This is a genomic window from Silvanigrella aquatica (genome assembly GCF_001907975.1).
In the GTDB taxonomy this organism is placed as follows: domain Bacteria; phylum Bdellovibrionota_B; class Oligoflexia; order Silvanigrellales; family Silvanigrellaceae; genus Silvanigrella; species Silvanigrella aquatica.
This window is the reverse complement of sequence record NZ_CP017834.1, coordinates 64,122-76,800: the sequence shown is the minus strand read 5'-3', so window position 1 is coordinate 76,800 and position 12,679 is coordinate 64,122. Positions and strand designations below refer to the sequence as shown.

Annotated in this window: 10 protein-coding genes; 4 read left to right on the top strand and 6 right to left on the bottom strand. The window is 36.5% G+C overall.

Annotated elements, in window-relative coordinates:
* Window positions 1-4 precede the first annotated feature (4 nt).
* The 4 genes from murC to ftsZ all read left to right on the top strand — a co-directional run bounded on the left by murC (window position 5) and on the right by ftsZ (window position 5,754).
* Entirely contained in the window at window positions 5-1,414 is a 1,410-nt protein-coding gene (murC, locus tag AXG55_RS00320) for a UDP-N-acetylmuramate--L-alanine ligase (RefSeq protein ID WP_148696162.1), read from the top strand.
* Window positions 1,401-2,528: a hypothetical protein gene (locus AXG55_RS00315; protein WP_148696161.1), complete on the top strand. Its 1,128-nt coding sequence runs from the start codon at window positions 1,401-1,403 to the stop codon at window positions 2,526-2,528. Before murC ends, AXG55_RS00315 begins: the two co-directional genes overlap by 14 nt.
* A gap of 104 nt (window positions 2,529-2,632) precedes the next feature.
* Window positions 2,633-3,937 carry a cell division protein FtsA gene (gene ftsA, locus AXG55_RS00310; protein WP_148696160.1) on the top strand — a complete coding sequence of 435 codons (1,305 nt, stop codon included), beginning with the start codon at window positions 2,633-2,635 and terminating at the stop codon, window positions 3,935-3,937.
* A 44-nt stretch (window positions 3,938-3,981) separates the two neighbouring features.
* Entirely contained in the window at window positions 3,982-5,754 is a 1,773-nt protein-coding gene (ftsZ, locus tag AXG55_RS00305) for a cell division protein FtsZ (protein ID WP_148696159.1), read from the top strand.
* Here the strand turns inward: ftsZ and AXG55_RS00300 are convergent.
* The 6 genes from AXG55_RS00300 to atpA form a co-directional block, all read right to left on the bottom strand.
* Window positions 5,737-6,690: a hypothetical protein gene (locus AXG55_RS00300; RefSeq protein WP_148696158.1), complete on the bottom strand. Its 954-nt coding sequence runs from the start codon at window positions 6,688-6,690 to the stop codon at window positions 5,737-5,739. The genes ftsZ and AXG55_RS00300 overlap by 18 nt on opposite strands.
* A 48-nt stretch (window positions 6,691-6,738) precedes the next feature.
* Window positions 6,739-8,163: a glycosyltransferase gene (locus AXG55_RS00295; protein ID WP_233231268.1), complete on the bottom strand. Its 1,425-nt coding sequence runs from the start codon at window positions 8,161-8,163 to the stop codon at window positions 6,739-6,741.
* 152 nt (window positions 8,164-8,315) lie between these two features.
* Entirely contained in the window at window positions 8,316-8,768 is a 453-nt protein-coding gene (gene atpC / locus AXG55_RS00290) for an ATP synthase F1 subunit epsilon (protein ID WP_148696156.1), read from the bottom strand.
* A 19-nt stretch (window positions 8,769-8,787) separates the two neighbouring features.
* Window positions 8,788-10,203, bottom strand: coding sequence for a F0F1 ATP synthase subunit beta (gene atpD / locus AXG55_RS00285; protein ID WP_148696155.1), 1,416 nt, complete (start codon window positions 10,201-10,203; stop codon window positions 8,788-8,790).
* A 23-nt stretch (window positions 10,204-10,226) separates the two neighbouring features.
* Complete coding sequence (locus AXG55_RS00280; RefSeq protein ID WP_148696154.1) at window positions 10,227-11,165, bottom strand: F0F1 ATP synthase subunit gamma; 939 nt, start codon at window positions 11,163-11,165, stop codon at window positions 10,227-10,229.
* Complete coding sequence (gene atpA / locus AXG55_RS00275; protein WP_233231267.1) at window positions 11,149-12,675, bottom strand: F0F1 ATP synthase subunit alpha; 1,527 nt, start codon at window positions 12,673-12,675, stop codon at window positions 11,149-11,151. Before atpA ends, AXG55_RS00280 begins: the two co-directional genes overlap by 17 nt.
* Between the last annotated feature and the right edge of the window lie 4 nt (window positions 12,676-12,679).

The window sequence follows — 12,679 nt, the reverse complement described above, 5'->3', positions numbered from 1 at the left end:
AATTATGTTTAATGCAATTAAAAAAATTCACTTTGTTGGTATTGGTGGTAGCGGCATGTCCGGAATTGCTGAAGTTCTCCTTAACTCAGGCTATAAAGTTTCAGGAAGTGATATTAAAAAATCTCAAATTACAGAAAAATTAAAACACATGGGAGCCAAAATATTTATTGGCCACCAGCCAGAAAATATTAAAGATGCGCAAGTATTAGTTGTAAGCAGCGCTATTAATAAACATAATCCTGAAATCATAGAAGCGCAAAATTCTCGTATTCCTATTATTCATCGCAGCGAAATGTTAAGTGAATTAATGAGATTAAAATATGGTGTTATTGTAGCAGGAACCCACGGGAAAACAACGACAACAAGTATTCTAGCCTCCTCCTTACATGATGTAGGTCTCGATCCCACTGTTGTCATTGGCGGTAAATTAAATTCATTTGAAAGCAATGCTAAACTAGGAAAAGGTGATTTATTTGTAGCTGAAGCAGATGAAAGCGACGGAAGTTTTTTAAGACTCACTCCGACTATTGCCATTATTACAAATATAGATAGAGATCATCTTGATCATTACGATAAACTCGAAGATATTGTAAAAGCATTTGAAACATTTCTTGATAAAGTTCCTTTCTATGGGGCTGTCTGCGCCTGCATAGACGATCCCATTGTGCAACTTGTAATACCTAAAATTAGACGGAAATTAATAACGTATGGCTTGCGTCAAGATGCAGATGTATCAGCAACAGATAAAGTAACAAACGGAATGATAACAACATATACTCCTGTCGTTTTTGGAAAATCATTTCCCAAAGTCACTTTAAAAATGCCAGGGCAATATAATTTAACAAATTCATTAGCTACTTTTGCAGTTGCAACTTTACTTGATTTAGATATAAATAAAATATGCAAATCCATATCTCAATTTGAAGGCGTACAACATCGATTTACAGTTATTGGTGATATCAATAATTTTTTAATAGTGGATGACTATGCTCACAATCCTAAAAAAATTGAAACCGTTTTAAAAGGTACAAAAGAAAGCTTTCCTGATCGAGAAATCATAGCAATTTTTCAACCACACCGTTATTCCAGACTTAAATATCAAATGGATGAATTTTCTCGATGCTTTCACGATGCTGACCGCGTTATTATTACACCTATTTATTCTGCTGGTGAACAAGAAATTCAAGGCATTGATACCCCTCACATTGCACATCAAATTAAATTAAATAGTTTTAATAATACATCAAATTCAACTATAATTGCTGATAATTTAAATCATGCAAGCGATAAAGTATTTGAAATTTTAAAATCAATAGATCCTCAAAAAGGTGCTGTCGTTTTGACATTAGGTGCTGGAGATGTCCGACAAGTTGGGCATTTGTTATTGGAGAAATTAAATTTTGAGCGTAAATAAAAAACAAAGAAAAGTTAATTTGCTTGCTTCTCAAAAAATTGATTTAAGAAGCCGCAAGGGAACTAAGAAGCAAAAAAAACCCAATTTCAATAAATGGTATTTATTAGCTTTATTTTATTTATACGTTTATATAAAAAAATCAATTTCATTTGTTTTTTTATTCTTTAAAAGCAAACCACGCTTGACTTACATTCTATCAATTTGTATACTTTGTCTTTCTTTTATTAAAATTGGAACTTATTTTGTAGGAACATATAGTGAAAAAATACTTCCCACACACATTCAAATTGAAACTGATAATAAGCAAATAACTCACATTTTAAATACAGAAATACAACAAGAACTTGATAAAGCTATAAAAGCAAATGAAAAAAGATCGGAATTTATTCATAGAATCAACTCAATTTTAGCTTCAAAAGATATCATTGATCAATACTGGATTCGACTTGGACTAGATGGAAAATTACAAATAAATGCCATAATGCAAATTCCTATTATGCTTATCGAAGCAAAAAATGGAGAACGTTATATTATTAGTAATAATATGAAAATTATTGCTAAAAATCCTTTACCCCAAGATTACGCTTCTTTACTAAAGCTAGAAGCACCTGAATTGAAAATAAATTGGAAATCCAAAAATTCAAATATAAAAAATAAAAAAAACAATAAAATTGATTCGAACAATTCCTATATTGAAACAAATAGCTCAGTCAATTTTCCATGGCTGATGTCTCAAACACGCTTTATTAATTCTGAAATGCTCAAAATCGGGACAGGATATTCATTGGCTAAAATCGCTTGGGATTCCAACTCCGGATTCACATTAAAAATAAATCGAAATAATCAATTATTATCTCAAAAAAACACTGAAAATAACAATACTAAATTATTAAAAAATACTGAAACAATAAAACCTCAAAATGACAAAATTGATAGTGATTTTTTCTTAGCGCTGCTCGGAGAAAACAACATAAATGAAAAAATGGAAAGATTAAAAAGAATTCTTCAAGAGCTTGGAAATAAAAATATTTATCCTAATAAAATCGATCTCGACTTTACCGATAAGGCGAGTTTTAAATTTCAACCCCCAAATCCAAAATCTAGCCAAATGTGATTTTTAATCCTTGCTAATGACTTTTAATTTTTGTTTGTGTAAGTTTATAGAGAGCGCGTTCACAAAATGCTTTTTAAACATTTTGCATGCAAAGTTAAATTGACATGAAAACATCTCTTAATAAAAATATTTGTATTTCACTTTCCCTTGGTTCAACACATACGAGCCTTATTGCTGCGAGCTATGAAAACAAATTTGCCCATAGCTCAAACGATGATCTCTTTTCAAACGATAAAGATTCTTCGCGCCTTCAAATTTTAGGAGCAGCTCGTATTGCTAACAATGGAGCAATAAAAAAAGGAGTGGTATCAAGTATTGATGCCGTTACGGCTTCCATTTTGGAAGCCATCGATGAAGTGGAAAGACAATCAGGAATTGAAATTGAATCTGTTCGTGCTTGCATTGCAGGAACCGCTGCTCAGTTCGATAATCATATTGAAACATGTTCCATTAAAGGCGAAGAAATTCGAGTTTCCGATTTGGAAAGAGTTTCTGCCGCTGTCAGAAATCAAAAACCCCCTATGGGTTATGACTTTATTCATATGATCCCAAGCTCATATTCTGTCGACGGCAAACATGGAATTCAAAATCCTATTGGAATGCAAGGCTCATCCCTTTCCATCATGCACCACAGAGTATTCTATCCTCAAGCCGATTTACACAACATTGTAAGAGCCTGTAATAACGCGGGAGTTCGCGTACAAAGTTTTGCTTTCGAACCTCTCGCTGCGGCAGAAGGTATTTTAACTAAAGATGAAAAAGAATTTGGCTGCATATCATTGTCAATTGGTGCTCATTTAACACACGCTGCTGTTTATTTAGGAAATATTCCTGTTTATTCAAAAGAATATCCTATTGGATCACATCATATTACAAAAGACCTCTCGATTGGATTAAGAACAACTCAAGCCGAAGCCGAGAGAGTAAAAAAAGAACTTGGTAAAGCTATTGAGTTTTCTACAAAAGATGCAAATGAAAAAATTGAAATAGGCAGCACTGACGGTAACACAACACGTTTTGTCACAAGAAAAGAAATAAATCTCGTTATTGAGCCCCGAGTAAGAGAAATTTTAAATACAATATACGCTGACTTAAAAAGATCAAAACTTATAACCCGGACATCCAAAGGAATTGTGCTTTCAGGAGGCGGTGCTCTTTTAAGTGGAATGGCGCTGGCAACTGAAGAAATATTTTCATTACATGCACGCGTTGGAATGCCCATAAATATTGCTGGAGCAACAGAGGGACTAAAATCGCCAATTTGGGCTGCAGGAGTGGGTACTTTATCTACTCTTTTTGCAACAATTCATGGTGAAAATTCAGTATTTCAAACTGAAGAATCTTCTGGAATTGGTTCATTCGCAACAAAAATATGGCATAGATTAAAAGAACCATTTGCTTCAAGATAATTATTAATATTAATATGTTATGAAAAACATGGAGGATTTTAAAAATGAGTGATAGAGCGGATAAAAATAACAAATATTCATCAAACGCTATCATAAAAGTAATTGGAGTTGGTGGTGGCGGTGGAAACGCTCTCAATACAATGATTGAATCAGGATTAACAGGCGTCGAATTTATTGCTGCCAATACCGATGTCCAAGCTCTTCAATCAAACCTCGCTCCCATTAAAATTCAACTCGGTAGAGAATTAACAAAAGGTTTAGGTGCAGGTGCAAACCCAGAAATGGGTCGCAATGCCGCTCTTGAAGACAAAGCTATTTTACAAGAAGTGCTAAGTGGCTCTGATATGGTTTTCGTAACAGGAGGCATGGGCGGCGGAACAGGAACAGGTGCTGCTCCTATTATTGCACAAGTAGCACGGGAATTAGGCGCACTGACTGTGGGCGTCGTAACGAAACCTTTTACATTCGAAGGTAAAAGAAGAAAGCAACAGTCAGAACATGGTATTCAGGCTTTACGCCAATCGGTGGATACCCTCATCACAATTCCAAACCAGCGTCTGCTTAGCATTGCTCCCCCAGAAATGTCTATGCTTGAAGGATTTAAACTTGCTGATGAAGTTCTATTAAATGCTGTAAAAGGCATTTCAGATATCATTAATATTCCAGGACGAGTGAACGTCGACTTTGCCGATGTAAAAACAATTATGTCGGAAATGGGCATGGCACTCATGGGGATTGGCACAGCAACAGGCTCAAATAGAGCGGCTGAAGCGGCACGGGCTGCTATTAATTCTCCACTTCTTGAAGACATAGATATAGAAGGCGCAACTGGAATTTTAATTAATATCACAGGAACAAGCTCAATGACTCTTCATGAAATTAGTGAAGCGTCCACTCTCATTCAAGAAGCGGCACATGAAGAAGCCAATATTATATTTGGTGCTGTTATTGATGAATCTATGAGCGACACTATCCGTGTCACTGTGATTGCAACTGGTTTTGATCAAGCGCGCGTGTCGTTTCCTGACACGGCTCACGGATTTGCCAATTTACCTCCGCAAGGACAATTCATTCCGCAAAACGTCACAAATCAAAATCCTCAGCAAGCATTTGCTGGTATGAATTCGCAACGCCCCCAATCCGGTTTTACGCAAAATATTCCTGCAGTAAATCCCTACGAGGTCAGGAGTCCAAATCAAGGAATTCCGCAACAACAACATTCTCAATCGCAATTCAACCAACAACAAAGTGCGCCGAACCATTTTCAAAGGCAACAATTCGGAAGAGAACATCAACCTGGATTCAATAATTCAGGTATGAATTCACAAAACACAATTGCAAATAATAGACCAATTAATTCACATGAAATAAATAATTCTCATACAACTCAACAAACTAGTAATCTTTTTAGAAACACTAATATTTCAAATACCGAAGCAAGATCTCCCATAACACAGAATTCTGCTTCTCAATCTCAATCAAAAGTTCATGAAAATCCAATGACTTCATCTTGGACAAATCAGCATCAAAATCAACAGAGTCAACAAAACTCTAAAAATGAAAACAGTTCTGATCTTGAAGAGTTGACCAAATGGACTTTCGATATGGCAAATCAACAAAATGCAGCTCATAAATCACATGAAACAAATAAAGTGATGGGCGCTTCTGCGACAAAAAATGAGGAGCACTCTCAGGAAGATGCCGCGGAAACAGCTTTAAAACTCGCTAAAGAGTTATCTGATATTGAAATTGATGATTCTGATTTTGAAACGCCTGCATTTATGCGCAGAAAAGATGATTCACACCGTAACGCTTGAAAATAAGCTCATTGCTTTTTTTTCTTTTTCCTCAGCACTTGAGAGAGATATCGATTGCCTATATTCTAAAATAGCTAAATAAATAAGCCATAATAAAAACTTTCCATCATCTCTCGACCTTATATTGTAAAATCTTTCCAAAGATACAGTTAATAATATACCTTTTACTCTCAATTTTTTATTATTATTCTGGATTTTATTATGAATATTTTGCACATCTCCAGCTAATGAATTGTAAAATGGAAAATTCTCTTCATTTTTATTTTTGACAGCATAAATTGAATTAGAAAGTTCCATTATTTTTTGCTCAATACCTTCTAAATACTTTTCTTGACTAATAAATAAAGAAGGAAAAGATTTTAAAATAGAAGGCACAAAACTAAAAATACTCATTTTTTTTATCTCAAATAAATCTTGGCCACACAAAGTATTTAAAAGAGTCATACAGGGAGGAGAAGAAAACATAGAAATTGATGAAGAACTATTTAATGAAACTTCATATAGCTGCTGAATGTTTTTAAAATACTCATATGTTTTGTCGACAATACTTATTAACTTTTTGTTATGATTATCAATTAAAGGCTCATGATAAAACCGAGGGCAACAAATTAAAAAATGAAAAGGTTCATTAAAAATTTTTTTAAGTATTTCTATTTGATTTAAAAAGTTTTTACTCGATAAAAAATGCCAGAAATCAATAATTATCATTATATTTTTTTTATGATTTCTAGAGATCCATTTATAAAAAAAATTAAAATCATCGTAATCAGAGCGAATAATTTCTTCAGGAAAAATATCTAAAAGAGAAATTGTTTTTTCATGAATAGATATTTGAATATAAAATTCTTTAATACTATGGTTTTTTTTTAGTAGTTTTGAACATTCAGCGACTAAATTTATGTTTCTGAAGCCCCAAAATAAAACCCCCGTTTTCATTTCATTGCTACTCCATTTTTTATTATTAAACGAATAAAACTAGATTACTTAATTTTGAAATTTTTTAATAATGCCCTCATCTCTTAAAATCCAATTGAGCAAAGAAACAGCTGATTCGCTCCACTCAAAGGCTCTACCATGGGCGCGCTCAACAATAAATTCTCGAGTTGATTTTGCTTTAAATAAATTTTTATAAAATTCAGAATCCTTTTTATCCAATAGCATTTTTTCAATTTGCTTTGACCAAACATTGAGATAACCCGACTCAATACCACACCAAAAATTATTTGGAAAAGTACCCTCAGGAAAATGATGATCGACAGCAGTAGAGGTTCGAAAAATGACAGGAGTTCCACTTAATGCGGCTTCTAAAGGAGGAAGTCCAAACCCTTCTGCAACGGAGGGATGTATTAATAAATTAGATAATCTATAGACTTCAGCTAATTCAGCATCTGAAAGAACAGGTAAAACAATAATTTTTAAATTTTCAAAAAATTTAATTTTTCCAATTTCCCTAACAGGGCCTTTTTTCATATAACCTGAAATTTCTTTTTGATCAGCTCCAATGCGAATAAACCATAAATTTAATGAGGCATCGGTTGCTGCTTTCATAACTGCTTGTGCGGCAATATCCCAACATTTATATTTTTGATTTCTACCCACTCCTAATACCCAATCACCTTGAAAAACTTTTTCAATAAAATAATTTAATTTCTCTGTGTCTTTTTCAAGAGAAAGATTTTCGATAAATTTTTTTCTTTTTGAATATAGTTTTTTCTCATCAGTAATTCGTGATTTACTTCCAAAACTCAGATCGACCGCATCTCCGATAACGTAAAGAGGTGCCGATCGTTTTTTCACCAATCCCTGAAGAATTTTTGCAGAGTGATTTGATACTGTAGTCACAAAAGGCAATCTATATAACGCTCTTTTGACTAAAAATCGAAACTGACGCTTAAATATAAAACCAACTCCTTTTACAGGCATAAAAGGAATACTGTCATGCACAACTTGAATCACGCGTTGCGCCATATTATTTCTTGAGACAAATAATGGCCTATCAAAATTGGCAGGTGCAAACCAAATAACATGATTACTTGTTAGCCTTTGAATTCTTTTTAGAGCAAAGGTTGGCCATAACCAAATAGGTTTATCATATGATTTTTGTAAAGAACCAGGCCCGCCACTCCAAAAAGAAGCTACTTGAGGATATTTATGGACAAGCTCAACAACCCACGGGGCGGGTTCAGACTTTGAAACAATTAAAATCTTTAATCGTTTTTTATTTTGAGTTAAAATATGCTTTCTTTTGTCAAGTTCAACCGCTAATGCTCTCGTTAATCCAATCACAAATCTTGAAATTCCAGAAACCACTCCTGATTGTGCTGACCTCGAATCAATAGCTAGCCAAACAATATCTGAAGAATTATCCTTGTAGTTAGCTTCATCTAATAAATCTTGTTGTGAGGCCATATTATTCACACCGCTTTTAAGATCCATCGAATAAAAAAGGAAGAGCTTTATTAAACTCTTCCATTAATACTAGCACACTAACAATAATAAAAATTGTAAAGTAATCACACTCCAATCAAAAAAATTACTGACAAAAGAAAAATCGATATCTTTTATACAGATTTCTTATCTTGGGAATTTTTACCACGATACAATTCTGCAGCTTCAAGACGCGCAAGTGCTCTGAGACGCGCTGCTTCCGCTCTTTTTACGTCGATATTTTCTGATGCTTTATCAGAAAGTCTTCCTTGCGCTCTTTCAAGAGATTTTTGAGCTCTATCAAAGTCAATCTGAGAAGCTTCTTCACCGACATCAACTAATAAGTTCACAGAGCCACCGGTAATTTCAGCAACTCCACCAGCAACTTTAAAAAAGCCTGAACTGTCATTTAGTGTATAAATAACAACTCCTGTTCCTACTGCAGAAACCATAGGAGCATGGCCAGGCAAAACCCCAATAACACCATTCTCAATCGGTAGGTAAAGCTCGGTCACACCCGATAGATCGAGGAGACGTTTATTGGGAGTTAAAATAACAACTCTCATATTGCCTTTTGTTTCGACCATAATAATTCAACACCCCAAATTAGACAGAAACGCCCATTTTCTTCGCTTTTTCTACAGCTTCGTCAATACTTCCAACCATATAAAATGCGGACTCAGGAAGATGATCCCATTTTCCTTCACACAGTTCTTTAAAACTGCGTACGGTGTCTGCAACTTTAACATAGCATCCTGGATTTCCTGTAAAGACTTCAGCAACATGGAAAGGCTGAGAAAGGAAACGCTCAATACGACGCGCTCTTGCCACAACAAGTTTGTCTTCTTCAGAAAGCTCATCCATACCAAGAATAGCAATAATATCTTGTAATTCTTTGTAACTTTGTAAAATTTGCTGAACTTTACGAGCGGTATTGTAGTGTTCATCACCTACAATTTGCGGATCAAGAATACGACTTGTCGAGTTCAAAGGATGCACGGCAGGATAAATCCCTTTTTCTGTTAAGGAACGATCCAAGTTTGTCGTAGCGTCAAGGTGCGCAAATGCAGTTGCAGGAGCAGGGTCTGTATAGTCATCTGCAGGAACATAAATAGCCTGAACAGATGTAATAGAACCTGTATTTGTCGAAGTAATACGCTCTTGAAGATCACCCATTTCGGTTGCTAAGTTGGGTTGGTAACCCACCGCAGAAGGAATACGACCTAATAAAGCAGAAATTTCAGCACCCGCTTGAGTAAAACGGAAGATATTATCTACGAAAAAGAGCACGTCTTGATTTTGTTCATCGCGGAAATATTCTGCAACAGAAAGACCCGAAAGGGCAACGCGCGCACGCGCTCCTGGCGGTTCGTTCATTTGTCCGTAGACAAGCGCCACTTTATCTAGAACTCCGGAATCCTTCATTTCATGATAAAGGTCATTTCCTTCACGCGTACGCTCACCAACACCCGCAAATACAGAGTAACCACCGTGTTGCTTCGCAATGTTGTTAATTAATTCCATAATAAGAACTGTTTTACCAACGCCCGCACCACCAAAAAGTCCAATTTTACCACCTTTTTGATAAGGCGCTAAGAGATCCACAACTTTAATGCCTGTTTCTAGCATTTCGAGTTTTGTACTTTGGCGTGTGAAATCAGGAGCCTTACGATGGATAGGATAGTGGTGTTCAGAAGGAACAGCACCCTTACCATCAATAGGTTCACCAACAACGTTTAAAATACGACCAAGAACGGCGTCTCCAACGGGCACAGAAATTTGCTCACCTGTATTGCGCACGGCAACACCACGGCAAAGACCTTCTGTTGAATCCATTGCAATTGTTCTGACTGTATTTTCACCGAGATGTTGAGCAACCTCTAATACAAGATTTTCATTTTCATTATTAATAGAAGTATTTGTTGTACGTAATGCGTAATAAATTTCAGGAAGGTTTCCATGCGAAAATTGCACGTCAACGACTGGTCCCATAACTCGAATAATTTTTCCTAATCCTGACATAAAAAACTCCAAATTTTTTAAAATTACAATGCCTCAGCACCGCTTATAATTTCAATAAGTTCCTTAGTAATTGCCGCTTGTCGAGCTCGTTGGTAAGTAATTTGGAGTTTGCGCTCCATTTCCTTAGCATTTCTCGTGGCATTATCCATTGCGGTCATTCGTGCACCGTGCTCACTAGCAATAGCCTCAAGAAGCGTTTGGAATAATCTTGAAGCCATATAACGAGGAACAACTAATGAAAGCAACTCATCCACTTCAGGCTCAAAAATGGGCTCAGCTTCAATGGAAGTAGCTCCAATATGAAGAGGCAACACGACATCAGAGGTTGGAGTTTGAGACATAGCAGACTGGAACTTATTATATACAACAACAAATTTTCCAATTTTACCATCTGAGTAAAGTTGAGCAAAAGCATTAGATAAACGTGTAGCCATAGCATGGGTTGGTTTATCAAATTGTGTCGTGATAGAAGCAAGCCCGTTTTCTGAAACTAAAACTTGCGGATTATTAAAATAATCATTTTCAGTCAGATAAAGAGGCTCGTCTTTGCTTTTTAATTGAAGTTTACGTCTACGGCTTAATATTTGTAATGCTTTTTTGCCTATACACACTGCCGCAACTTTAAAACCTTCAGACTCGAGTTCTGAAATTGTTTTAATTGCTTGCTTAGTCACATTGGCATTATAACCACCACAAAGACCTCGTTCTGACGAAATAACGAGTACCGCAGCCACTTTCGAAGAAGATGCGTTCATAAGCGGATGATTGCATCCACCGTTTAGAACTCCTGCAATTTTAGAAGTTAACTGTGCGAGTGAATGAGCATAAGGTCTTGAATTCACCACATTGTGCTGCGCACGTCCAAACTTCGCAGCAGAAACTAACTTCATGGCTTTTGTAATTTGCTGAGTGCCTTTAACACTCTTTATTTTACTGCGAAGATCCTTAAGACTTGCTGGCATTTGGCTCAAACCTCTTTGCGAAATCGTCAAGGGCTTTTTTAATTTCCGCTTGCAACTCGTTGTTCATCTTCTTACCGGATGCAATTTCATCTAAAATTTTCTTATGTGTAGCTTCAAAATAATTAAGCATTTGACGTTCAAAAGCACCTACAAAACGCACTTCAATATTGTCTAAATAGCCATTAATTGCCGCGAAAATCGTAAGAACTTGTTTTTCCATAGGCAATGGAGAATATTGAGCTTGCTTAAGCAGTTCGGTTAATCTTTGCCCACGGCTGATTTGCTTACGCGTAGCAGCATCAAGATCGGAACCAAATTGCGCAAATGCAGCTAACTCACGATATTGAGCCAACTCAAGACGAAGGTTTCCTGCCACTTGCTTCATAGCAGCTGTTTGAGCAGCGCCACCCACACGGGAAACTGAAAGACCCGCATTCACAGCAGGACGCATACCTGCATTAAATAAGTCGGCTTCAAGGAAGATTTGTCCATCCGTAATAGAAATTACGTTTGTCGGAATATATGCAGAAATGTCATTTGCTTGAGTTTCGATAATTGGAAATGCTGTTAGACTTCCTGCACCGAGCTCATCATTTAATTTACAAGCACGTTCAAGAAGACGGCTGTGAAGATAAAAAACATCCCCAGGATACGCTTCACGACCTGGCGGTCTGCGAAGTAACAAAGATAACTCACGATATGCTTGCGCATGTTTTGTTAAGTCATCATAGAAAACAACCGCGTGTTCACCGCGATCACGGAAATACTCACCAATAGTACAGCCTGTATAAGGCGCCATAAACTGAAGAGTTGCTGCTTCAGAAGCGCCCGCAACAACAATCGTTGTATACTCAAGAGCTCCTGCGCGGCGTAATTTTTCAACAACCTGAGCAATAGTCGAGTATTTTTGTCCAATAGCGACATAAACACATTTCACACCATTGCCTTTTTGATTGATAATCGTATCGACAGCAATCGCTGTTTTACCTGTTTGACGGTCACCAATGATAAGCTCACGTTGTCCACGTCCAATGGGAATCATGGAGTCAATGGACTTAATTCCAGTTTGCATAGGTTCATGGACGCTCTTACGTGCCATAATACCAGGGGCTTTGGTTTCAACAACAGCTGTTTCAGTCGTGTTGAGATCGCCAAGGCCATCAATCGGTTCACCAAGAGCGTTGATGACACGACCTAATAGCTGTGGTCCCACGGGAATACTGTTTACTTTGCCCGTACGACGCACTTGCATGCCTTCGCGTACTGTATCGGCGCCTTCAAAAACAGCAACGCCCACACTTGATTCTTCGAGGTTAAGAACAATTCCTTTTACCCCGTTTTCAAATTGAATCAGCTCGCTTATCATTGCTTTTTCAAGACCAAAAATGCTCGCCATGCCGTCTGCAATAGAAACAACGCGTCCTACTTCAGACACATCCGCCTTTTGACCAAAAGCCTGAATTTTTTGTTTTAATAATTCGCTAATTTCATCAACTCGGATACGCTCCATGAAT